24 protein-coding genes are annotated in these 22,126 nt (G+C 63.2%); 11 read left to right on the top strand and 13 right to left on the bottom strand.

Translation table 11 applies throughout. The features are described from left to right. Window positions 1-106 precede the first annotated feature (106 nt). The gene (locus EOA13_RS20750; protein ID WP_127295472.1) at window positions 107-976 is read right to left on the bottom strand and encodes an NmrA family NAD(P)-binding protein; all 870 of its coding nucleotides are present in this window, start codon (window positions 974-976) and stop codon (window positions 107-109) included. 43 nt (window positions 977-1,019) lie between these two features. Beyond that, window positions 1,020-1,442 carry a DoxX family protein gene (locus EOA13_RS20745; protein WP_127295470.1) on the bottom strand — a complete coding sequence of 141 codons (423 nt, stop codon included), beginning with the start codon at window positions 1,440-1,442 and terminating at the stop codon, window positions 1,020-1,022. Between the two features lie 119 nt (window positions 1,443-1,561). Here EOA13_RS20745 and EOA13_RS20740 point away from each other — a divergent pair, with 119 nt between their 5' ends. Further along, window positions 1,562-2,467, top strand: a complete 906-nt coding sequence (locus EOA13_RS20740; RefSeq protein ID WP_127295468.1) for a LysR family transcriptional regulator — start codon at window positions 1,562-1,564, stop codon at window positions 2,465-2,467. 113 nt (window positions 2,468-2,580) lie between these two features. After that, window positions 2,581-2,742 carry a hypothetical protein gene (locus EOA13_RS20735; protein WP_206535302.1) on the top strand — a complete coding sequence of 54 codons (162 nt, stop codon included), beginning with the start codon at window positions 2,581-2,583 and terminating at the stop codon, window positions 2,740-2,742. Window positions 2,743-2,805: 63 nt separating this feature from the next. Here EOA13_RS20735 and EOA13_RS20730 read toward each other — a convergent pair whose 3' ends face one another. The 7 genes from EOA13_RS20730 to EOA13_RS20700 form a co-directional block, all read right to left on the bottom strand. Then, entirely contained in the window at window positions 2,806-3,354 is a 549-nt protein-coding gene (locus EOA13_RS20730; RefSeq protein WP_127295466.1) for a gluconokinase, read from the bottom strand. 2 nt (window positions 3,355-3,356) lie between these two features. Next, window positions 3,357-4,343: an ABC transporter permease gene (locus EOA13_RS20725; protein ID WP_127295464.1), complete on the bottom strand. Its 987-nt coding sequence runs from the start codon at window positions 4,341-4,343 to the stop codon at window positions 3,357-3,359. Then, window positions 4,340-5,320 (bottom strand): ABC transporter permease, encoded by a 981-nt coding sequence (locus tag EOA13_RS20720; protein ID WP_127295462.1) that lies wholly within the window; start codon window positions 5,318-5,320, stop codon window positions 4,340-4,342. The genes EOA13_RS20725 and EOA13_RS20720 overlap by 4 nt, the downstream gene beginning before the upstream one ends. Next, complete coding sequence (locus EOA13_RS20715) at window positions 5,317-6,864, bottom strand: sugar ABC transporter ATP-binding protein (protein WP_023813235.1); 1,548 nt, start codon at window positions 6,862-6,864, stop codon at window positions 5,317-5,319. The genes EOA13_RS20720 and EOA13_RS20715 overlap by 4 nt, the downstream gene beginning before the upstream one ends. Before the next feature lie 79 nt (window positions 6,865-6,943). Then, window positions 6,944-8,071: a sugar ABC transporter substrate-binding protein gene (locus tag EOA13_RS20710; protein WP_023813236.1), complete on the bottom strand. Its 1,128-nt coding sequence runs from the start codon at window positions 8,069-8,071 to the stop codon at window positions 6,944-6,946. Between the two features lie 301 nt (window positions 8,072-8,372). Next, the gene (locus EOA13_RS20705) at window positions 8,373-9,401 is read right to left on the bottom strand and encodes a LacI family DNA-binding transcriptional regulator (RefSeq protein ID WP_023813237.1); all 1,029 of its coding nucleotides are present in this window, start codon (window positions 9,399-9,401) and stop codon (window positions 8,373-8,375) included. 177 nt (window positions 9,402-9,578) lie between these two features. Further along, entirely contained in the window at window positions 9,579-10,808 is a 1,230-nt protein-coding gene (locus EOA13_RS20700) for an MFS transporter (protein ID WP_023813238.1), read from the bottom strand. A gap of 170 nt (window positions 10,809-10,978) precedes the next feature. Between EOA13_RS20700 and EOA13_RS20695 the strand changes: the two genes are divergently transcribed. Beyond that, complete coding sequence (locus tag EOA13_RS20695) at window positions 10,979-11,269, top strand: DUF3175 domain-containing protein (RefSeq protein ID WP_031213606.1); 291 nt, start codon at window positions 10,979-10,981, stop codon at window positions 11,267-11,269. A 12-nt stretch (window positions 11,270-11,281) separates the two neighbouring features. Here EOA13_RS20695 and EOA13_RS20690 read toward each other — a convergent pair whose 3' ends face one another. Further along, window positions 11,282-12,058: a FadR/GntR family transcriptional regulator gene (locus tag EOA13_RS20690; RefSeq protein WP_023813240.1), complete on the bottom strand. Its 777-nt coding sequence runs from the start codon at window positions 12,056-12,058 to the stop codon at window positions 11,282-11,284. Between the two features lie 101 nt (window positions 12,059-12,159). After that, window positions 12,160-13,056: an NAD(P)-dependent oxidoreductase gene (locus EOA13_RS20685; RefSeq protein ID WP_023813241.1), complete on the bottom strand. Its 897-nt coding sequence runs from the start codon at window positions 13,054-13,056 to the stop codon at window positions 12,160-12,162. 119 nt (window positions 13,057-13,175) lie between these two features. Between EOA13_RS20685 and EOA13_RS20680 the strand changes: the two genes are divergently transcribed. Further along, complete coding sequence (locus EOA13_RS20680; protein WP_023813242.1) at window positions 13,176-14,114, top strand: NAD(P)-dependent oxidoreductase; 939 nt, start codon at window positions 13,176-13,178, stop codon at window positions 14,112-14,114. A gap of 24 nt (window positions 14,115-14,138) precedes the next feature. Here the strand turns inward: EOA13_RS20680 and EOA13_RS20675 are convergent, their stop codons facing one another. Then, window positions 14,139-14,921, bottom strand: coding sequence for a FadR/GntR family transcriptional regulator (locus tag EOA13_RS20675; RefSeq protein WP_023813243.1), 783 nt, complete (start codon window positions 14,919-14,921; stop codon window positions 14,139-14,141). A gap of 198 nt (window positions 14,922-15,119) precedes the next feature. Continuing rightward, complete coding sequence (locus EOA13_RS20670; protein WP_023813244.1) at window positions 15,120-16,109, bottom strand: sugar-binding protein; 990 nt, start codon at window positions 16,107-16,109, stop codon at window positions 15,120-15,122. A gap of 466 nt (window positions 16,110-16,575) precedes the next feature. On the opposite strand from EOA13_RS20670, the gene EOA13_RS20665 reads away from it, so the two are divergent. From EOA13_RS20665 to EOA13_RS20635, 7 genes are all read left to right on the top strand, one after another. Beyond that, entirely contained in the window at window positions 16,576-17,316 is a 741-nt protein-coding gene (locus tag EOA13_RS20665; RefSeq protein ID WP_013530854.1) for an ATP-binding cassette domain-containing protein, read from the top strand. 41 nt (window positions 17,317-17,357) lie between these two features. Next, window positions 17,358-18,356, top strand: a complete 999-nt coding sequence (locus EOA13_RS20660; RefSeq protein ID WP_127295460.1) for an ABC transporter permease — start codon at window positions 17,358-17,360, stop codon at window positions 18,354-18,356. Between the two features lie 66 nt (window positions 18,357-18,422). After that, a complete protein-coding gene (locus EOA13_RS20655) occupies window positions 18,423-19,190 on the top strand; it encodes an SDR family oxidoreductase (RefSeq protein WP_023813246.1) in 768 nt (255 codons plus the stop codon). Between the two features lie 175 nt (window positions 19,191-19,365). Then, window positions 19,366-20,193, top strand: coding sequence for an AraC family transcriptional regulator (locus EOA13_RS20650; protein WP_127266791.1), 828 nt, complete (start codon window positions 19,366-19,368; stop codon window positions 20,191-20,193). Between the two features lie 130 nt (window positions 20,194-20,323). After that, complete coding sequence (locus EOA13_RS20645) at window positions 20,324-20,767, top strand: SRPBCC family protein (RefSeq protein WP_127295458.1); 444 nt, start codon at window positions 20,324-20,326, stop codon at window positions 20,765-20,767. Window positions 20,768-20,780: 13 nt separating this feature from the next. Then, window positions 20,781-21,575 carry an FAD binding domain-containing protein gene (locus EOA13_RS20640; RefSeq protein ID WP_127295456.1) on the top strand — a complete coding sequence of 265 codons (795 nt, stop codon included), beginning with the start codon at window positions 20,781-20,783 and terminating at the stop codon, window positions 21,573-21,575. A gap of 60 nt (window positions 21,576-21,635) precedes the next feature. Beyond that, on the top strand, window positions 21,636-22,118 hold the full coding sequence (locus tag EOA13_RS20635) for a (2Fe-2S)-binding protein (RefSeq protein ID WP_127295454.1): 483 nt from the start codon (window positions 21,636-21,638) through the stop codon (window positions 22,116-22,118). Window positions 22,119-22,126: the final 8 nt, after the last annotated feature.

The following is a 22,126-nucleotide window of genomic DNA, read 5'->3' as shown; positions in this document are numbered from 1 at the left end:
GCTGACCGCGCTCAGACAGACATGAGATTCTTCCATTGAAGAGGGAGTTCTCCAAATCCCGGGTTGCGAAGACTCGAAATCACAGGAGAACCCCATACAGTTTGGCCTATCCGTTCAAATTGGACGCAGCCTCGAATACATCGCGTGCGGACGTCGTACCCGCCACGTGCTCCGTGCCCGCCACACCGAGGTCCATCCAGCCCGCATTCACGGCCTCGTACATTTCTTCGGCAGGTCCGCTGTGGCCCTTCGGGATGCCGAATTGCTCGAGCGCTTCCGCCCACCCTGCACGCGGGATTGCAAAGGCTTTCACGTTGAGATTCAGGACTTCGCCCAATTGCTCGGCGACGTCGTCCGCGCTGACCATCGAACCAAGCTCGACGATGCGCTGCCCTGACCACATTGGCCCGGTCAAAAGCGTTGCGAATTCCGCGCCGATGTCGTTCGTCGCGACCATTGTCGATTTCCGGTTTGTCGGATTGTAGAAAGCCGGCAGCGTTCCGCCCTGCGCGACCTGCAACCCGAAAAGAAAATTCTCGAAGAATCCGCCTGCGCGCACAAAAGCAACTGGCGATGTCAGGTCGCGAAAACCTTGCTCCAGAAGGGACAGAGCCGCGATCACCCCGTGCCCGCTGGTTCTGTTCGCGCCAATAGACGAAAGCGCAACCACTCGCGGCGGCGCTGCCTTGGTGAGCGCCTCGACATAGCTTGCAATCACGCCCTTTGCTTCCTTGTAATCGGGTGAAGGCGCCCAGACAGGGGGCAGCATGACGAACGCGCCTTCGACGCCTTCGAGCGCTCGTTCGATGGCTGCCGAATCGTTCCAATCGCCGTCAACGAGCTCCACGCCCCGGTTCGCCCAGCTCAACGCCTTCTCGCGGTCGCGGACCAGCGCGCGCACCTTCTTGCCTTGCGCTAGCAAATGCCTTGCCGTCGCGCCGCCCACGTTTCCCGTGATTCCCATTACTAAGAACATGTGTTTTCTCCTGATGTTTAGGGACAGAGCTGCCCCTGTTGGTTCAATGGATGAGCGGCAGAATGGCCCGGATACGGGGATCGCGCAGATAGAGGCCGCCCCAGGTCATCGCGCCCAGAAGCAGGGAAATGATTTCCGGCGGCGACCCCAACTCACCGATGCGGAGATGGGCGCAGATGGCACCTCCCAAAAAGCCAGTCACCAGGATTGCGCCGAGGACGGCGGTGACCGGGATGGCGTAGAGGATGGCGCAGGCGAGTATGATCGGACCCACGACACGGGTCAGGTCCATCGCGAACCCGGTTTCCTGCAACATGCTCGCGATCCGTGCCGGCGCGAAAAGCTGAACAGTGCCGTCTGCCATCAAAGCGATAACGACAAACGCGCTCATTATCCGGCCGGCCCACAGGGCGCGATGCAAGGTCATAGTTTCAGGTGTCTGATGCAGGTTCACGGTTTCCGACACTTGTCATTCTCCATTGGGAAGATCCCATGTTCTAAGCTTACTGTGCCCCCAAGACGTGATAAACACCGAGGAAATGAACCGACTGTTCTCTTTTCGGGAAACAATACCGGAGCACGAAAATGCAAAATCTCGAACCCATCCTCATTTTCATAACGGTAGCGGAAATGGGGAGCTTCACCCGCGCAGCCGACAGCCTGGGCATCCAAAAGGGGAGAGCCTCAACGGCGGTCCGGAAGCTGGAAGAAGATCTCGGTGTCAGGCTCCTGCACCGGACGACGCGCAGCGTGCGGTTGACGGAAGACGGACGCGCATTTCATGCCCGTGCCCGCGATCTGCTTGCTGAAGTCGATGATCTGCACTCGATGTTCGCAGGCGATCGCGTGGCACTTCGCGGGCGTTTGCGGGTCGACCTTCCAACCGAAGTGGCGCGCACAACGATCGTGCCTGCCTTGCCGGATTTCATGGCGGCGCACCCCGAGTTGGAGCTGGAGGTGTCGAGTACGGATCGGCAAGTCGATCTGGTTCAAGAGGGGTTCGATTGTGTATTGCGGCTTGGACCCATTCGGGACGAGACGCTGATTGCCCGCCCACTGGGCCTGTTGCGCATGGCCAACGCTGCCAGCCCCGCCTATCTGGCGCGCCATGGCGTCCCTCGGTCGCTGGAAGATCTCCAGCGTCAGGAACATAGGACAATCCACTTTTCGACGGTGCTGGGCGCGAGACCCTATGGATGGGAATATCCGGACGGCGACAGCTACGCGACGCTTCAGTTGCCAGGTGCGCTACACGTCAACAGCGCGCAGACCTACGAAGCCGCCGCCCTCGCCGGCCTTGGTGTGATTCAGGCGCCACTCTTGGGCATTGGCCGATACTTGGAGAGTGGAGCGCTTGTCGAGATCATACCCGATTTTCGTCGCCGGGCGCTCGCCGTGTCCCTCGTCGTTGCGCATCGGAGCAATCTGTCGCGCCGAGTCCGCGCATTCATGAAATGGATCGAAGATGTGCTGACGCCATATATGGAATAGCGACACGAATATCTTCGTCCGACCCTCGAAATCGACATTTCTGAAGTTGTGTCTGCCGATCGGCGGTCCGGCGTCGCGGGCGCCGGCTCAAGCGCGGACATGAGTACCGGGCCGTGCTCAGCCCCGCGCTGGCGCCGGAGGCGTCTGTCACCCCGGCAACGGACACCGCCAGGGATGACGCCAAGAACATGGCCGTGCAGGCGCACTACATCCTGCTCAAGCGTGACCGCCTGCTGGAGGCGCTGAGGCTCTACCCCGAGCAGATGCTGACGTGATCCCGCCGGCAGCGGCTGACCGAGGCCCAGGACAGCACCGGCATCGGCACTGACGATGAAAGTTCATGACCGGGGTATCAGGCGGACCGCGGCAGCGACGAGCTCACCGACCGGGCGCGTCGCATCGAACGACAAGGCCCGCTCCTCCACTGCCGGCGGCTCGAGGATGGCGAACTGGCTGTCGACCAGGCTTGCCGGCATGAAATGGCCCTTGCGGTTACCGACACGCTGCCTGGCCGTGGCAGGGTCGATCTCCAGATAGAGGAAGACGATTTCCGGGCAGAAGCCGCTCAACCGTTCGCGGTAGCTGCGCTTCAGTGCCGAGCAGGCGGCAACCACGCCCTGTCCGCTGCCCACCGACTCCGCGATGCGCTCGCCGATAGCGTTGAGCCAGCCTTCGCGCAGTTGATCGGTAAGCGGTTCGCCGCTTGCCATGCGTGCGACGTTTTCCGGCGGGTGCAGCCTGTCGCCCTCGATGAAGGTAACGCCCAGCGCGGCCGCCAGCGCAATACCGACGGCCGACTTGCCGCAGCCGGCGACGCCCATCACCACGATGGCCGGAGGCACCGAGCCGGGAGCGCCCGCTGGCGCCTGTGCTGCCTTTTCGTCCACTGTCAGCGGCTTGCCGGCGCGCGGCCGTAGAGCAACAGCATGGCGACAATGACGACACCGTAGATGATCTGCCGCCCCGCCTCCGGCATCTGCATGACGGAGAGGATGGACTGCAGCAGCGTGATGAGGATGACACCGGCGACAGTGCCGAGATAAGAGCCGCGTCCGCCCAGGATAGAGGTGCCGCCAAGCACCACCGCGGCGATCGACGGCAGCAGATAAGCGTCGCCCATCGACTGCGCCGCCTTGGAGGCATAGCCCGCCAGAAGCACGCCGCCGAAAGCCGAGAGCCCGCCGGAGACGGCGAAGGCGATCATCACCACGCGCCGCGTATCGATGCCGGAGAGATAGGCGGCGCGCTCGCGGTTGCCGATGCCGTAGACGGTGCGGCCGAAGCTGGTACGGGTCAGCACGAACACCATCGCGGCTCCGATCAGCGCCCAGATGATGACCGCGTTGGGCACGCCCGGAATGGCGAAGCCGGTCGCCAGGTAGCGCATCGCGCCCGTCGCCGAATCCTGCGGCGAGAAGCCGCCGGTGTAGACCACCATCAGCCCTTGCGCGACGGCGTTGGTGGCCAATGTGATGATCATCGAGGGGATGCGCAGATAGGCGACGCCGATGCCGTTGACGACGCCGATCAGCATGCCGCAGAAAATACCGAACGGAATGGCCAGCGCCACGCCGACCGGGCCGTACGCCGCCGCAGCGCAGGCCATCATGGCGCCCGCCGCCACCGCCCACGGCACCGACAGGTCGATCTGACCGAGCAGGATGACCAGCATCATCCCGGTGGCGATGACGCCGAGGAATGAAGCCACCTTGAGCTGCTGCAGAAGATATTCAGGCGACAGGAAGCTTCTGGAATAGAGGCTGCCCAGGAACAGCAAGAGAACGATGCAGGCAAAGGCCGTCAGCACGGCCGGATCGGCACGGCGGATGAATCTGGGCATGCGGCCGGCAATACCGCCAAGCGTCGTTTCGCTCACAGGAACCACTCCAGCCGGTTGCGGACCCGAAACAGGGCGAAGGCGCCGAGGCTGACGGCGACCAGCAGGATAACGCCCTGGAACAGCGGCTGCCAGAGCGGATCGAAATCGAAGACGAACAACAGGTCGCCGATGGTGCGGAAGGCCAGTGCGCCGAAGATGGCGCCGATGGCGCTGCCCTTGCCGCCGAACAGCGAAACGCCGCCGAGCACCACGGCGGCGATCGAAAACAGCGTGTAGGAGTTGCCGCTGGCATAGGCCGCTTCACCCGTATAGGTGAAGAAGGTCAGGAACAGTCCGCCGATCGCCGCCAGCAGGCCGGCCAGCGTGTAGGCGGCGAACTTGCCGCGCCGGATCGGCACACCCGACATGTAGGCCGCCGTCTCCGATGAGCCTGCCGCGTAGGCGGCGCGGCCGAGCACCGAGCGGCTGAACGGCACCCAGATCACCAGCACGACGGCCAGCAGGACGACCAGGCTCGCCGGCACCACGCCAAACACACGGCCGGTCAGCGCATCGGCCAGATCCTCATTGACCGAGCCGCCCGGGAATGGCCGCAGCAAAAGGCCGATGCCGTAATAGACGGCCCCCGTGGCAATGGTGGCGACGATCGGCTGCAATCGGCCATAGATGACGATGGCGCCGTTGATCGCACCGCACAGCAGCCCTACCGCCAATACGGCGATGACGCCGAGCGTCGTCTGCATCGGCGTGCCGACCACCAGCCAGGAGGCCAGGCAGTTGGTCAAAAGGAAGATCATGCCGACGGACAGGTCGATGCCCGCGGTGATCACCACCAGCGTCTGCGCCATGGCGACAAAGGCGAGCAGCACGCCCTTGTTCGACGCCGTCTGCACGACATTGGCGGTGAAGCCCGCCGGATGGTTCGAGGTGTAGATGACGAACATGACGATGAAGATGCCGAACGCCAGCAGCGTTCCGCGCTGCTCGGCCAGCCAGTAGCGCCAATCTTTCACGCGCTAGCTCCCAGGCCCACTGGGCTCTCCTCGCCATGGATGTTGAGCGCGCTTGATATCAGCGCCCGCTCGGTGATCTCGGCACCGACCAACTCGCGCTTGACCGCCCCGTCATAGAGCACCAGCACGCGATCGCAGCAGCCGATCAGTTCGTCATAGTCGGTCGAGTAGAACAGGATCGCCGCACCCGCGTCGGCCAGTTTGCGCATCAGCTGGTACAACTCCTGCTTGGTGCCGACGTCGATGCCACGCGTCGGATCGTTGAGCAGGATGATGCGCGGCTGGCGCATCAGCCATTTGGCGATGACCACTTTCTGCTGGTTGCCGCCCGAAAGCGCGCCGACCGGAATGTCGAGGCCCGCCGTCTTGATCGCCAAGAGGCCGACCATGTCGTCGATCAGCCGCTGCTCGGCGGCGCGATCGATGATGCCGGCTTTCGACAGCCGGTCGAGCGCCGCGAACGACAGGTTCTCGCGCACCGTCATCGGCAGCATCAGCCCTTCGGTCTTGCGGTCCTCGGGAATGAGCGCCATGCCGATGCCGTCGTCGCGCGCAACGGATGGACTGGTGATCGAGACAGACTTGCCGTCGATCAGGATCTGGCCGCTGAGGCCCCGCAGCACGCCGAAGAAGGCGAGCAGCAATTCGCGCTGGCCCTGGCCGTCGAGGCCGCCAAGGCCGACCACCTCACCTGCCCTGACGGTCAGCGAGATATCGTGCAGCCGGTCGGCCCATGAGAGCTTGCGGGCCTCGAGCCTGGGGGCCGCGGTGGCAGGCACGGCCGCCGGCTTGGGCGGAAAGATATGGCTGTATTCGCGGCCGATCATCAGTTCGACCACCTCATTGTCGCTCTTCGAGCCGGCTGCATAGCTGGCGACATTGCGGCCGTTGCGGAACACCGTGCACTGATCCGCCAGTTCGGCGATCTCGTTCATGCGGTGCGAGATGTAGAGCAGCGCCAGCCCTTCCGAGCGCAGCCGCTTCAGCACCGCGAAGATCTTCGAGACATCCGCGGCGGTCAGCGCCGAGGTGGCTTCGTCGAGGATGAGGATGCGCGGCTTGCGTGCCAATGCTTTGGCGATCTCGACCATCTGTCGGCGCGACAATGGCAGGTCCTTGACCAGCGCCAGCGGGTGGATGTCGGCGGCGCCGGCGCGAGCAAGTGCTTCTTCGGCGATGCGGCGCTGCGCCTTGCGGTCGATCATGCCGAAGCGTTTGGGAGGATCGGAAATGACGATGTTGTCGGCCACGCTGAGTTCGGGGACCAGCGACAGTTCCTGGAAGATGCAAACGATGCCGGCCTTGTTGGCGGCCCCCGGAGAAGCGAAGGTCGCCTCGCGCCCGTCCAGCGTCATGCGGCCCTCATCGGGCGCCACGACACCTGCCATGACCTTGATCAGCGTCGATTTGCCGGCGCCGTTTTCACCGAGAATGGCGTGGATGCTGCCGGCTTCGACGACAAGCTCGGCCTTCTCCAGCGCACGTACGCCGCCATAGCGCTTGGATATGCCTTCCATACGAAAGAGCGGAGCCGCACCGTCCATCGGCCCTCCCAGGGCGATTGTGGGATTGAGACAAGCGCCGCGGCTCAAGCCGCGGCGCCAGGTGACAGCCAGCGATGATTTACTGGTTTTCCTTGGTCTGACCCATGATTTCCTGGGCGCTGAAATTGATGCCGCAGGTCGGGAAAGAATTGCCGACGAAGAAATTATCGGATTCCTTGGGGAAATAATCCGTGCCTTCCTTCAAGTTCGGGTCTTCGGCGATCGCCAGCGGCAGCTTCACCTCTTGTGGCACCACCTCGCCTTCGAGTGCGGCGATCGCAGTCTTGATGGCGACGGCGACCTGAGCCGGACCCGAGCCTGCGGACGAGCACTTCAGCCCGTCGGCCGAATGCGCGGCGCAGAACTTGCGGAAGCCGTTCTCGGTCTCGCCGCCAAACGGCACGAACGGATGCTTGGCGTCGATCATCGCCTGCACGATGCCGGTGTCGCCGCCCTGCCCGGTGATGCCGTCGAACGGACCGTTGGTGGCGATCGCATCCGCGGTCACTTTCTGTGCCACGCCGTCATCCCATTTGCCGGCGACTTCGGTGACGTCCCACTTCTTGCCGGACGCATCGAAGACCTCGTGGATGCCGTTGTGACGATCGGTGTCGACCGAGGTGCCGGCGACGCCGCGCACTTCCAGGATCTTGCCGCCGTTCGGTATCTTGGCGACCAGCCACTTGGCCCACAATTCGCCAAGGCCCTTCTGATCGACATTGACGTTGATGGCGTCCTTGGTGTCGAGGATGTTGTCGAAGGCGACCAGCACGATGCCGGCTTCCTTGGCGCGCTTGATGACCGGACCGAAGGCCGTCGGGTTCTGGGCGTCGGTGACGATGGCGTCATAGCCGGAATCGATGAAATTGTTGATCGCCGAGATCTGCGCCGGCACGTCCTCGCCCGTCGAGACGACCTTGAATTCCTTGATCTTGGCTTTGACTTCAGGTTGTGCGGCGTAGGCCTTGGCCGTCTGCACCATCTGGATGCGCCAGGTATTGGCGATATAGCCATTGGCAAAGGCGATGCGGAACGGCCCTTCCTTCTTGGGATATTTGAAGAATTTGGTCTCCGCGCTCCACGGCGCGAAACAGTCCGCCTGAGCGGCGGGACCCGACACGATTTCGGGTCCGGCGGCCATGGCGGCCGAATTGAGCATGACGAATGCAGTGGCGGCAACGACGCCACCAACAAGTGACTTGATCATCGATAATCCTCCCGATTGCAGTTCAGATTGTTCGTTTCGCAACGCGAATTTTCGCGCGATGGACCGGCACCTCCCGCCTCGCCATGCGCGTCCTTGGCCGCCCGTGGTGGCCGACCCGGTTCCTCCCTTGTCGCCCCCAGCGGTACGAAAACTATCATATTATCCATAATAAACAAGTATTAGTTGTCGCTTATGTATAATAAACAGGTACGCTCTGTCGTTTATGCACCTGCCTGCGGGAAATGGTAGCGCTACCAAATTGGCGTGTAAACCGGCATTTGCACAGTCGCTCCTGTGCGTTTCAACGCGCCGTGCTCTCGCGGCGCTTGAGCTCGAAACCGAGGTCGACGATCCGTTGCTCCGGTCTGTTGCCGGCGATCGCCGCAAGCGCCATGGCAACGGCACGCCGGCCGATCTCATAACGATGGGTGCGGATGCTGGTGACCGAAGGAAACGCCACCTGCATCATGTCGAGATCGTTGAACCCGACGATGCCGATCGTCTTCGGTACCGCGATCGAGGCGCGATGGCATTCGAACAAGACGCCGAGCGCGATATCGTCATTGTTGCAGAAGACACCGTCGAGTGTCGGCACCTTGGCCAGCGCATCGCGGAACATCTCGCGGCCGAGCGAGACGCTGGACAGCACCGGCGTAGTGGTGACGAGGCGCGGGTCGAACAGGCCCGCGGCCTCCATCGCCGCGCGATAGCCGGCAAGGCGCCGCTGCGAACGCGGATCCATGCGCGCGCCGATGAAGCCGATGCGGCGATAGCCCGCCTCGATCAGATGCTCGCTCGCCGCCCTGCCGCCATCCAGATGCGAGAAGCCGACCATCATGTCGACCGGATCGGGACCCGTTTCCATGACCTGCACCACAGGGCAGCCGGCACTTTCCAGCAGCTTTCGCGAAGCCGGTGTCTGATCGATGCCGGCGACGATCAACGCTGCCGGCCGTTGCGAACCGAACACCTGCAGCAGCCGCTCTTCCTCGAGGCCGGAATAGTGGGTGTTGCCAAGCTGGATGCGGAAGGGGCTGGCCGACAGGCTGTCATAGATGCCGCGCACCACCTCGGCGAAGACGTTGTTGGTAAGCGACGGCACCAGCACGCCGAACACCTCCGCGCGCGCCGAGGCCAGGGCCCGGGCATTCGGGTCCGGCACATAGCCCAGTTCGTCGACGGCGGCCTGGATCTGGCGGCGCAGCTCTTCGGACACACGCTCCGGCTCGCGCAGGGCGCGCGACACGGTGATCGCACCAACGCCGGCCTTGCGCGCGACATCCGCGATGGTAGGGCGGCCGCCGCCCCGGCGCGAGCGCGGCTTGGTCAAGGGCGCACTCCTGGCGACGGGCTTGTGCAGCCAAGCGCCTTTAGAACCATATTCAGGGTCTTTGCCACCGTCGTCATGCCAAATCGGCCTGTTGCCGCACCCATCCGCCCTCCGGCGTCGCGCAGCCTTGGGTGGTTGTCAAGCCGCGCAGCTCCCGGACCATTGGGCAGGGTGAGCTCAGGCCATCACGGCTGTGCTGCGCCGTGCCTTCCACAACAGCAGCCCGATCGCCAGTATGTTCAGCAAATTCCAGGCGATGCCGTTGAGGAACGCAGCCGCATAGGAGCCGGTCAAATCGTAGATCCAGCCCGACATCCAGCCGCCGATCGCCATGCCGAAGATCGTCGCCATCAAGACGATGCCGATACGCTGGCCAGCCTCTTTGGCCGGCATGTAGTCGCGCACGATGATCGCGTAGCAAGGCACGATACCGCCCTGCGACAGGCCGAACACCAGCGACACCACATAGAGCGAGGCAAGCCCGTCGAATGGGATGTAGAACAGCAGCGACAGGCATTGCAGCACCGAGCCGATCATCAGTGTCCACACCGCGCCGATGCGGTCGGCGAGAAAGCCCGATGCCAGCCGACTGACGACGCCGCCTGCCATCATGATCGACAGCATGTCGGCGCCATGTGCGACGCCGTAGCCAAGGTCCATGCAATAGGCGACGATATGCACTTGCGGCATCGACATCGCCACGCAGCAGCCGAGGCCGGCGACGACCAGCAGCACCTGCAACGCCGCCGGCGACAGCGGCATCGACTGCACCGGCCGGCTTCCGGGCGAACCGGCGGCAGCCGCAACTGGGGCACCGCGCCGCAGCATCAGCACCAGCGGCACCATAGTCACCAGACAGAAGATGCCGATGGCGGCATAAGTGAAGCGCCAGCCTTCCGCCTTTATCAGCGTCGGCATGATGGTCGGCCAGATCGCTCCGGCGAGGTAGTTTCCGGCGGCCGCCGCGGTCACCGCGACACCGCGCCGGCGGTTGAACCAGTGCGAGATATCGGCGATCAGCGGCCCGAAGATCACCGACGTGCCGATACCGATCAGCACTCCTTGGGCAAGCGTGAATTGCAGGATCGAGGTCGACAGCGCCGCGAGAAGCAGGCCGGCGGAAAGCGCAATCGAAGAGAGCAGCGCCGGGATCCAGTATCCCATCCGGTCGATGGCGCGGCCGACCAGCACGTTGCCGGCGGCAAAGCCGACCATGGTCGCAGTATAAGGCATGGACGCCGCTGCGCGGTCGACGCCGAACTCGGCCTGCACCGCGGGCAGCACGACGACGACTGCCCACATTCCGACGGCGCCGATCGTCGCCAGCAGCATCGAGATGGCAAGCCGCATCCAGGCATAGGAGCTGTCGATGCCGGGGCCGGGCTGGATGCTGTCGGTTCGGGTCAAGGCGTTTCCTGTCGGCGGTCTCGGAGATCGGCTGCCGTTTGCGCCACTATCGGCGCATTCTCGGGTCGCAGCAGCGCCACAGCTGGCAAATCCGTGGCTCCAGAGCCAGGGCGGAACCGATGCCGATGTGCGGAGTTTCCTGGCAGCCTACCCTGCAGAGGAGTCCTGCGATGACCGCCACCAGGAAAAAATGGTCGGCCGAGGTGACCGAGCACAGCGACGCGATGGATCTTGAGGATCACGTCTTCGAATCCGACGACGCCAGGAAGATCGCCGCCTCGCTCAAGCGATCCGCCGAACACAGCCACCGGCGCAAGGCCGAGCCGTTCCAGTCGGCCATGTCGATGCTGAACTTCTACATCAACCGCGCCGGCAAGAACTTGCCTGCCGCGCGCAAAAAAGTGCTTGAGGACGCCAAGGATGAACTGCGCAGCGCCTTCGGACGTGACAAGGATGATTAGCGGCGGCCGGCCCTACCGGGCGCGGATGACGCCGTCTGTGTTGGCGAGCAGTTTGCGCACTGCATTGCGCGCCGCGTCGGGGCGCTGCAGGCGGATGTTCTTCTCGATTGCCTCGTGCAGCTTCTGCGCGTGGTTGAGATCGTCGATCTCCCGCGTCGTATAGGCAAAGAGGTGATCGAAGGCGGATTCGATCAGTACGCCGAGCGGCACCAACAGGTCGTTGCCCGAAGCCCGCAGGATGGCAAGATGGAAGCGCGTGTCGGCGCGGGTCCGCTCCTGCAGGCTCGTCGCCTCTCCCATCTCCCGGCAGGCCAGGCTGATCTCGGCCATCTGCTCGTCGGTTCTTCGCATGGCGGCAAACGCGGTCGCTTCCGGCTCGATGATGTGGCGGAATTCCTGCACCGTCTTGAGGAACACTTCGCGATCCGGCGACGTCGCGTACCAGGCAAGCACATCGCGATCGAGCAGGTTCCAGCGTTCCTTCGGCTCGACCCAGCTGCCGATCTTGGGACGTGAGGCCAAAAGGCTCTTGGCCATCAGCATCTTGATCGCCTCGCGCACCGCCGAGCGGCTGACGCTGAAGGTCTCCGACCATTTCGCTTCATTGGGCAGGATGGTACCAGGCGGATAGTCGCCGCGCACGATCCTGAGGCCAATTTCGCTGGCCAGCGAGGCGTGGACGCTGGAGCCAGGAATACGGGCGGCGTCCGCCCGGCGAACGCCGCCCGGACGGTCCCCGGAGGCCGCTTTCCCCAACGATTTTTCCTTGTTCGGCTTCGCGTCCCGCATGGGTTCCAGAAAGTCCGTATTAAGCAGGCTGTCAAGCGCGGCAAGCGGCTTGCACCGCAAAGCCGCCCGCTGTGCACAGATCAGCTCGATTGCTTCGCGGATCAGTCCTGCTTGACGTATTTGCGCCAGCTATGCTCCGGGCGGAAGCCCAGCACGTCGCGCGCCTTGCGGTTCGACAGCAGCGTCTCGTATTCGCCGAGCTCGGCCTTCACCGGCACGCCGGGGTAGAACCGCTTCAGGAGTTCGGCAGTCGGCAGGTCGGATGAGGTGTCGTCATTGGCGGCGTTGATCACCTGATAGCCGAGGCCGTCCTTCTCGATGGCGCGCAGCGTGATCTGGCCAAGGTCGCGCGCGTCGACATAGCTCCAGGCGATGCGCTTGCGGAAACCCGGATCGGCGAACCATTTCGGAAACAGTGAATATTCGTGCGGCTCGATGACGTTGCCGATGCGCAGGGCATAAATGTCGGTGCCGTTGCGCTGGGCGAAGGCCCGCGCCGTCTTCTCGTTGACGACCTTGGACAAAGCATAGCTGTCCATCGGGTCGACGTCATACTCCTCGTCGAGCGGGAAATATTTGGGATCGCGCGGCTCGTTGGCGAACACAAGCCCATAAGTCGTCTCGCTGGAGGCGATGATAATTTTGCGGATACCGAGCTTCACCGCCGCCTCGATGACATTGTAGGTGCCGAGCGCATTGATGCGGAACACCTCGTTGTCGGTGGTGATCATGATGCGCGGGATGGCGGCGAAATGCACCACCGCATCGACCGGCTGCGGGCGCAGCGAGGGGTCGAATTCATGCAGGCCCATATAGCTCGACAGCGCGTTGAACACCTGCCCGCTGTCGGTGATGTCGGTGATCAGCGTGCGCACCTTGGGATTGTCGAGCGGCCTGGTGTCGATGTTGAGCACCTGACAGCCTTGCTCGACCAGATACTGGACGACATGGCGTCCGGCCTTGCCGCTGCCGCCGGTGAACATGATCCGTTTTGTCATTTTGCTCTCCACATCCTCAGGGATTTATGTGTATTGTCAGACAATATCGCCATCTGCAACCACCCTCGCCTGCAAAACGGCAGCGCCTGACATCAATCATTGCAACAGGACTTGAAGACATGAACACGACTGCCGCGCGCGAAAAGATCGGCTTCATCGGGCTTGGCCTGATGGGCCACGGGATCGCCAAGAACATCGTCGACAAGGGCTACAGTCTGACCTTCCTCGGCCGCAAGAACCGCAAACCGGCGGAAGACCTGCTTGGCCGCGGCGCCACGGAAGCATCGACCTCGCGCGATGTGGCGGCGGCATCTGATATCGTCTTCATCTGCGTCACCGGTTCGCGCGAGGTCGAAGCCATCATTCGCGGCCCCGGCGGCCTCAAGGAGGGCTTGAAAAAGGGCTCGGTCGTCGTCGACTGCTCGACCTCCGATCCGGTCTCGACGGTGGCGCTGGCAGCGGAACTTAAGGCGCTCGGCATCGATTTTGTCGACGCGCCGCTCAGCCGCACGCCGAAGGAAGCCTGGGAAGGCACGCTCGACGCCATGGTCGGCGCGCCGGACGCCCTCTTTGCCAGGGTGAAGCCGGTGATCGAAACCTGGGCCGGCCGCATCGTCCATATCGGCGACACCGGCGACGGCCATCGCATGAAGCTGCTCAACAATTTCATCTCGCTCGGCTACGCAGCGATCTATTCCGAGGCACTGGCACTGGCTGAGAAGGTCGGCATCTCGCCGCCGCGCTTCGACAGCGTCATTCGCAATGGCCGCATGGATTGCGGCTTCTACCAGACCTTCATGCGCTGGACGCTGGAAGGTGACCGCGATGCGCACAAATTCACCATCGCCAATGCCTTCAAGGACCTGACCTATCTGGAATCGATGGCGGGTGCGGCCGGCATTGCCAACCCGCTCGGCAACGCCACCAAGAACTCCTTCGCCGGTGCCCATGCAACCGGCCCGGCCGAGCAATTCGTACCGATGCTGGCGACGCATATCGCTGGGGTGAACGGTGTCGACCTGATGCCGATGAAGGATGGCAAGAAACAGACCATTTAACCGATCGCCCAACGCCGGCGCCGATCACCGCCGCCACCGCCCTATCCCATCGTCGGTATCTGCAAGCAGCTTGTGCACGGCGTTGCGCGCAGCGGCTGGGCGCTGCAGGCGGATGTTCTTTTCGATCGCCTCATGCAGCTTCTGCGCCTGGCGCTGATCGGCGACCTGCTGTGTCGTGAATGCGAAGAGATGGTCGAGCGCCGATTCGATCAGCACGCCGAGCGGCACCAGAAGGTCGTTGCCGGAAGCGCGCAGGATGGCCAGATGAAAGCGCGTATCGGCGCGGATACGCTCCTGCAGGCTCAAGGCCTCGCCCATGTCGCGGCAGGCCTGGCTGATTTCCGCCATTTGCTCGTCGCTGCGCCGCATGGCGGCAAAGGCCGACGCTTCCGGCTCGATGATATGACGAAACTCCTGCACGGTTCGCAGGAACGCCTCGCGGTCGGGCGCCGTCGCGTACCAGGCCAGAACGTCGCGGTCGAGCAGGTTCCAGCGCTCCTTCGGCTCGACCCAACTGCCGATCTTGGGGCGTGAGGCCAACAGGCTTTTCGCCATCAGCATCTTGATGGCTTCGCGCACCGCCGAACGGCTGACATTGAAGATCTCGGCCCATTTGGACTCGTTGGGCAGGATGGTGCCGGGCGGATAGTCGCCACGCACGATCCGCAGGCCAATCTCGCCGGCCAACGAGACATGGACGCTCGCCCCCGCAAAATGCGCGGCACCAGCCTTCCGCATGACAGCCGGACCGTGGCTCGCTTGTGCCTTGGTTAGGTCGGTTCGCTTGCTTGACTTCTCGTCCGGCATCCACGTTCCAATGCGTCGACCGTCTGTCGTCCGGAATGGTCCGAACCGTACGGGCGCCGATCTCGTTGCCGAAAAATCCAGATCACGGGCGCGGCAAAGCCGGAGCCGATTGCCCCAACTATTGCGTCCGTTCGGGAATTACCGCTTCCGTTCAGGAATGACGGGGCGCCCGCAACCGGGCGCCCCGAAATCGAGAACCTACTTCTGGATGCAGGTGTCGACCGTATCCTTGGTGCACTCGTCGAGGCCGGTGAACACCGGATCGGCGACCGCCTTGCCTTCGATCAGGTCGATCATCACCGACGGTGCCTTGTAGCCCATTTCGAACGGCCGCTGGCCGACCAGAGCCGTTACAAGGCCGTCACGAGCGATCGCCACTTCGTCGCCGATCGTGTCGGCGGCGCCGATGACGAAGTCGTTGCTGGCGATCCGGTCCTTGAGCGGCCCGAACAGATCGCGGTAGGGCTGCGGCGCGCCGAACAGCGGCCAGCCGCCCATGATGCCGAAGGCGTCCAGCTTGGGGTTGGCGGCGAGGATGTCGGTCATCGCCTGCACGCCCTTGGCGCCATCGTCATTGGTGAACACCGGGCAGCCGGGAACTTCGGTCCAACCACCTTCACCCGCAAGTGCGGCAAGGCCTTCCTTGCCCGACAGTGCGTCACGCATGCCTTGCGCACGGCGCAGGATGTTGTCGGCTGCCGGGTTGCCTTCGATGGTGCAGATCGTGCCACCATTCGGCTTGCCCTTCTTGATGTACTCGCCGATCTTCTTGCCCATCAGGTAATTGTCGGTACCGAGATAGGTCTTGCGAAGACCTGCGTCTTCCTTGCTGAGATCGGCATCGACCGTCATGATCGGGATCGTCGGATTGGCGCTCTTGATCGTCTGCGCGATCAGCGGCGCGTTGGACGGCGAGATCGCCATCGCGACCGTGTCGGCTTTGCTCAGCATGTCCTGGACGATCTGCGCCTCGCCGGCCTCGTCCGAAGTCGACGCCGGACCGGTGTAGAAGCATTCATACTCCGAGCTGGCGTTTTCCTTGTTCCATTTCTCGCAGCCCTGGTGGATGGCCTCGAAGAACGGATTGTCGAGACCTTTCACGACAATGACGAGCTGTTTCTTGGCCAAAGCCGGCCCGGCACCCAACGCCATTGCGGCGACGGCGGCGAGCAAAAGTGTTTTCCTCATGTCAGTCCTCCCTTGAAACAAACGGACACGGCGTGCCCGCCATACAGATCGACCGGATGCGTGATGACCGAGGGTCGTTTCGCGAGCGCTCGTGTCGCCAGGACAGATCGATAAGCATTTCCAGATTCGGCTTCAGATCAACTCACACACAGGTGCCGCTGGATCTTGGGCCGTCAAACCTCCGCCGATTCCGGCCGGCGAACCGCCAGCGGAGATCGGCATAATCTCCTCCGACGCTTAGCTAATATCGGCTTGGCGCCAACGTCAATGCTATTTGTCCTACAAAACGGATTTTTAAAATAGTCCTGGCCCAATTCGTCCGACAATTGATTGACGTGCGCCGGCTTTTGCGTAAAAGAACGCTAACGCCGTCTTCGGGAGGAGCCGGGGAGAGCGAGGCCAAAGCAGCGTCGGCATCCACGCCGGGAACAGCAGCAGGTCGCAAATCACGGGGAGGCAAAGGCTGGTGGCGGTTCTCGAACTCACCAACATCTCAAGGCATTTCGGCGCCATCCAGGCCGTCAACGACGTGTCGCTGTCGATCGAGCCCGGACAGGTGGTCGGCCTCATGGGCGACAACGGCGCCGGCAAGTCGACGCTGGTCAAGATGATCGCCGGCAATTTCCGCCCGAGCCATGGCACCATGCACATGGACGGCAAGGAATTGATCCTGCACAAGCCGGCGGAAGCCCGCCAGCACGGCATCGAGATCGTCCACCAGGACCTTGCGCTCTGCAACAATCTGACCGCCGCCGCCAACGTCTATCTCGGCCGCGAGTTGCGGCGCGGCGTCGGGCCGTTCCGCATCCTCGACTATGCCTCGATGTACAAGCGTGCCGGCCAGCTCTTCGCCGAATTGAAGTCCGAGACCCGTCCGCGCGATCTCGTCAAGCAGATGTCGGGTGGCCAGCGCCAAGCGGTGGCGATCGCCCGCACCATGCTGTCGCAGGCCAAGATCGTGCTGATGGACGAACCGACGGCCGCTATCTCGGTGCGCCAGGTCGCCGAAGTGCTGAACCTGATCCGCCATTTGCGCGATCAAGGCATTGCCGTCGTGCTGATCAGTCACCGAATGCCTGACGTCTTCACCGTCGCCGACCGCGTCATAGTCATGCGGCGCGGCCGCAAGGTCGCCGACAAGACGATTGCGTCGAGCTCGCCCGAGGAAGTCACCGGGCTGATCACCGGCGCCATCGAACAGGTTTGATTTCAGCGAATTTCACCACGCACAGCAGATGAAGGTCGACGATGGCACTGACAATTGACCAGCCGATCGAACACAAGCAGCAATCCCTGCCGGCAAGAGTGTTTGCCAGCCAGACCTTCTGGGTGGTGATCGCCGTTATCCTCGCCTGCGTGTTCCTGTCGTTTGCCACCGACGCGTTTGCCACGTCGAAGAACCTCTACAACATCACCCGCAACATCACCTTCGTCGCCATTATCGCGCTCGGCATGACCTTCGTCATCATCACCGGCGGCATCGACCTCTCGGTCGGCTCGGTGCTGTGCCTGTCGTCGATGATTTTGGCCGTCACGATGCATGCCGGCTACTCGATCGAGGTCGGCATCCTGGCCTCGATCGCCACCGCGCTCGCCATTGGCGCCTTCAACGGCGTGCTGATCGCCTATCTCGGCTTTCCACCCTTTGTGGTGACGCTCGGCATGCTGTCGATCGCCCGCAGCCTAGCCATGGTCGCCTCCAACAACACGGTCGTCTTCCAGTTCGGGCCGGACCACGCCAAGCTTCTGTCATTGGGCGGCGGCGCCTGGGTGTTCGGCATCGCCAATCCGGTGCTTTACATGATCCTTCTGGCGCTGACCACCGGCTTTATCCTGCGTTGGACGAAGTTCGGCCGCCACATCTTCGCCATTGGCGGCAACGAGCACGCGGCAACGCTGACCGGCGTTCCGGTGCGCCAGATCAAGGTTGCCGTCTACATGATCTCGGCGCTGTCGGCCGGCATTGCCGGCATCATCCAGACCGGCTGGCTGGGTGCCGTCACCACCAATCTCGGCACCGGCATGGAGCTGCAGGTGATCGCCGCAACCGTCATTGGCGGCGCCAATCTGGCTGGCGGCGTCGGCACCGCCTTTGGCGCCATCGTCGGTGCGGCCCTGATCGAGGTGATCCGCAACAGTCTCGGTCTGCTCGGCATCAATGCCTTCTGGCAAGGTGTGTTCATCGGCGGCGCCATCCTGCTGGCGGTGCTGTTCGACCGCATCCGCAATTTCCGCCGCAGCGACTAGAACCATGATCCCGAAAAGTGGAAACCGGTTTTCAGGCAAGATCATGGTCAAACAAAAGACTGTTTGATGGCCAACTCCCTGTTCAGCCTCGAGGGGCGGGTGGCGCTGGTGACTGGCTCCGGTCAAGGCATCGGCTTTGCGCTGGCTCGGGGCCTCGCCGGACACGGTGCAAGCATAGTGCTGAACGGTCGCGACACCGCCAGGATCGACAGCGCCGTCGAAAAGCTGCGCGATGTCGGCTTCAAGGCGCACGCCTCGGTATTCGACGTCACCGATTTTCAGGCGGTCAACGCGGACATTGCCCGCATCGAGGCCGAGATCGGCGCCATCGACATCCTCATCAACAATGCCGGCGTGCAGTTCCGCGCTCCGCTCGAGGACTTTCCCGAGGAGCAGTGGGAGCGCCTGTTCAAGACCAATGTGTCGGGCGCCTTCCATGTCGGCAAGGCGGTCGCCCGCCACATGATCCCGCGCGGCAAGGGCAAGATCATCAACATCGGCTCGGTGCAGAGCGAGCTGGCAAGGCCGAACATCGCACCATACACCGCGACCAAAGGCGCGATCCGCAACCTGACAAGGGGTATGTGCGCCGACTGGGCGAGATACGGCCTGCAGATCAATGCGATCGCACCCGGCTATTTCCGCACCGAGATGAACCAGGCGCTGGTCGACAATCCGGAATTTTCCGCCTGGCTGGAAAAGCGCACGCCCGCCGGGCGCTGGGGCAATGTCGACGAGTTGATCGGCGCCGCCGTGTTCCTTGCCTCCGACGCATCGTCTTTCGTCAACGGCCATACGCTGTATGTCGATGGCGGCATGACGGCTTCGGTTTGAAGGGCGTTCTTCCCTTGTGGGAGAAGAGGAAACCTATCGCTCAGTCTGAAAATCCGGCCGCATCGGCCGTCATTGGCCCTCGCCGCCCCCGCGCGTCTTGACGCGGCCCCGAACTCCGCCGCACAATCCCTGTTGCAGGCGAAGGGAGGCCAGTCGTCTGCGGGAGGATATACCCATGACGGAAGCGATCAGGCTCTACTGGGGCCGGTTCGGACATGTTTCTATCCTGAATGTCGCAAGCGACTTCGTCACTCATGCCCATGTCGAGGCCCATCTGATCATCTGGCTGGAAGGTACGGCCGGCGAAATGACCATCGGCCGCGAGACCGTCCGGCTTGGACCTGGAACGGCCGCCGGCATCAACTCCTTCCAGCCGCACAGCCATGTTCTGTCGCAAAACGGGACGCCCGGTCTGTTTCTCGCCTTCTACATCGATCCCGACTGGGCGCGGCGCCGCCGCGACCTGCCTTCGTCTGCGCCGCTGTTCTCACAAGCCGCGATCACGCTGGAACCGTGGCTGCATCAGGCCGCCGCCAATCTGCTCGACCACCTCAGCGACAATGAGAGCGTCGACGATATCGCCAACTACGAGATCGAGCGTTTCATCGATAGCGTGCTCGACGCCGCCGACGCCTCGGCGCCGCAGGAGGCCCGTGTCCGCATCAACACCATGCAGGATTTCCGTGTCCGCAAGGCAATCCAGCTGATGAAGGCCAATGTCTGCGAGCGCATCTGCTTCGACGACGTGGCGCGCAGCGTCGGCCTGTCGCGACCGCATTTCTTCGCTTTGTTCAAGGAACAGACCAATCTGACGCCCAATGTCTACTGGAATACGCTGCGCATGGAGGAAGCGGTGCGGCAGCTGCAATGGTCGCGGGAGCCGCTGATCTCGGTCGCCTGCAATCTCGGCTTCACCACGCAGGGCAATTTCTCGCGCTTTTTCCGCGACCATGTCGGCGTGCCGCCGACGCTCTACCGCGAGGCCGCGCGGGCGATTGCCTGAACCTGTCCTCGTTTAGTCAAGGTCGACTGTTTTTCAGACTCCTTGATACACGCTCAAGACGCATTGATAAGCGTCGCTGAAATGGCCGCCCTACCCTTGCACCGGATCGCTTTTGCAAGGGAACATTTGAATGGCCAAAGTCACCATATCCAGCGTCATCGACGCGCCGGTCGAAAAGGTCTGGGCGCGCATACGCGACTTCAACGGGCTGCCGGGCTGGCATCCGCGCATGGTGGAAAGCCACATTGAAGACGGCAAGGATGCCACCACGATCGGCTGCGTGCGCAATTTCCAGCTCGCCAGCGGCCCCCGCCTGCGCGAAAAGCTGCTCGATTTTTCCGATCAGAATTTCCTCGTCAGCTACTCCATCCTGGAGACGCCGCAGCCGCTGACCAATCACAAGGCGACGCTGCAGTTGCGGCGCGTGACCGATGGCGACCGCACCTACGCCGAATGGACCGCCAGCTTCGACGCCGCGCCCGAGGAGGCAGACAAGCTGGCCGAGGGCATGGGCGCCAATGTCTTTCAGGGCGGCTTCAACGCTCTGAAAAGCCATTTCGCCGGCCAGAGCTGACAGGAGCCAAACCATGGCGCTGGCACTGCAGACCTTTGCAACGGTGAAAGACGCGAACGCGGCACTGAAAGCCCAGGGCACACGCTATCTCGGCGGCGGCACGCTGGTCGTCCGCGCGGCCAATGAGGGCGATGTCTCGGTTTCCGGCCTTGTCAGGTCGACCGAGCCGTCTTTGTCCACCATCGCCGTTGCCGGTGGAAAAGCCCGTGTCGGCGCTTCGGTGACGATGGCGGCGATCGCCGGCCATCCGGAGCTCGGCACGCTCGCCAAGGCCGCCCGCGCCGTCGGTGGCCCGGCCATCCGCAACATGGCGACCGTCGGCGGCAATCTTTTTGCCCCGGCCCCCTATGGCGATTTCGCTGTTGCCCTGCTGGCGCTCGATGCCATGGTCGGCACCGATGGCGGCGAAACGCCTATCGAGACTTTTCTGGCCAATCGGGACGGCAGCCGTGCCGTCGTCACTTCCGTGAGCTTCACGCTTCCGAAGGCCGACAGTTTCCGCTTCCTGAAAGTGTCGAGGGTCAAGCCCAAGGGCGTCTCGGTGCTCAGCATAGCCGGTGCTCTGGAACTGTCGTCGGATGGCACCGTGACCTCGGCGCGGATCGCGCTCGGCTGCATGGCGGATCGGCCAATGCGCGCCAGGGCGGCGGAAAAAGCGCTGATCGGCCGAAAGCTGACCGCTGACGGCATCGCGCCGGCCTTGGCCGCGGCCGGTGATGGCACCTCGCCCATCACCGACCCGATCGCCAGCGCCTGGTATCGCGCCGAAGTCTTGCCGGTTCATCTCGGCCGGTTGCTGCTCGCATAATATTTCGTTCGGGGGCGCGCGTCTGTCCGCCGGTTCGGGCAGGCGCGCTGGGAGGAAAACATGGCAAAGGTTCCGGTTCAATTCACGCTCAACGGCTCGGAAAAGGCCGAATTCATCGACAGCGGCACGACGCTGCTTCAGGCCCTGCGCGACAAGATCGGCGACACCTCACCGAAAGGCGGCTGCCATCAAGGGACCTGCGGCGCCTGTTCGGTCATCATAGACGGCGAACTCAGGCTCTCCTGCCTGACCTTGGCCGAGACCTGCGATGGCGCCGTCATCAGCACGACATCGGGACTTTCGGAAGCTGGCGTGCTGCACCCGCTGCAGCGCGCCTTCCTCGACACGTTCGCCACGCAATGCGGCTTCTGCACGCCGGGCATGATCATGGCGGCAAAGGTGCTGCTCGACCACACACCCAACCCCAGCCGCGACGAGGTGGTCGAGGCGCTGTCGGGAAACATCTGCCGCTGCACCGGTTACGAGCCGATCATCCAGGCGGTGCTGACCGCCGCCCGCGCCAATTCGCAGAACGCGGCCTGAGGGGTCCA

Origin of the sequence: Mesorhizobium sp. M7A.F.Ca.US.011.01.1.1 (assembly GCF_003998295.1) — a bacterium.
Classification (GTDB): domain Bacteria; phylum Pseudomonadota; class Alphaproteobacteria; order Rhizobiales; family Rhizobiaceae; genus Mesorhizobium.
Note: the sequence above shows the minus strand (reverse complement) of the source record. Positions and strands in the feature narration are given on the sequence as shown.

Coding starts and splice junctions, on each gene's coding strand:
- EOA13_RS20750 (WP_127295472.1), bottom strand. CDS start 976: ATGTTCTTAGTAATGGGAATCACGGGAAACGTGGGCGGCGCGACGGCA.
- EOA13_RS20740 (WP_127295468.1), top strand. CDS start 1,562: ATGCAAAATCTCGAACCCATCCTCATTTTCATAACGGTAGCGGAAATG.
- EOA13_RS20715 (WP_023813235.1), bottom strand. CDS start 6,864: ATGGACGGTGCGGCTCCGCTCTTTCGTATGGAAGGCATATCCAAGCGC.
- EOA13_RS20710 (WP_023813236.1), bottom strand. CDS start 8,071: ATGATCAAGTCACTTGTTGGTGGCGTCGTTGCCGCCACTGCATTCGTC.
- EOA13_RS20695 (WP_031213606.1), top strand. CDS start 10,979: ATGACCGCCACCAGGAAAAAATGGTCGGCCGAGGTGACCGAGCACAGC.
- EOA13_RS20690 (WP_023813240.1), bottom strand. CDS start 12,058: ATGCGGGACGCGAAGCCGAACAAGGAAAAATCGTTGGGGAAAGCGGCC.
- EOA13_RS20685 (WP_023813241.1), bottom strand. CDS start 13,056: ATGACAAAACGGATCATGTTCACCGGCGGCAGCGGCAAGGCCGGACGC.
- EOA13_RS20680 (WP_023813242.1), top strand. CDS start 13,176: ATGAACACGACTGCCGCGCGCGAAAAGATCGGCTTCATCGGGCTTGGC.
- EOA13_RS20675 (WP_023813243.1), bottom strand. CDS start 14,921: ATGCCGGACGAGAAGTCAAGCAAGCGAACCGACCTAACCAAGGCACAA.
- EOA13_RS20670 (WP_023813244.1), bottom strand. CDS start 16,109: ATGAGGAAAACACTTTTGCTCGCCGCCGTCGCCGCAATGGCGTTGGGT.
- EOA13_RS20660 (WP_127295460.1), top strand. CDS start 17,358: ATGGCACTGACAATTGACCAGCCGATCGAACACAAGCAGCAATCCCTG.
- EOA13_RS20655 (WP_023813246.1), top strand. CDS start 18,423: ATGGCCAACTCCCTGTTCAGCCTCGAGGGGCGGGTGGCGCTGGTGACT.
- EOA13_RS20650 (WP_127266791.1), top strand. CDS start 19,366: ATGACGGAAGCGATCAGGCTCTACTGGGGCCGGTTCGGACATGTTTCT.
- EOA13_RS20645 (WP_127295458.1), top strand. CDS start 20,324: ATGGCCAAAGTCACCATATCCAGCGTCATCGACGCGCCGGTCGAAAAG.
- EOA13_RS20640 (WP_127295456.1), top strand. CDS start 20,781: ATGGCGCTGGCACTGCAGACCTTTGCAACGGTGAAAGACGCGAACGCG.
- EOA13_RS20635 (WP_127295454.1), top strand. CDS start 21,636: ATGGCAAAGGTTCCGGTTCAATTCACGCTCAACGGCTCGGAAAAGGCC.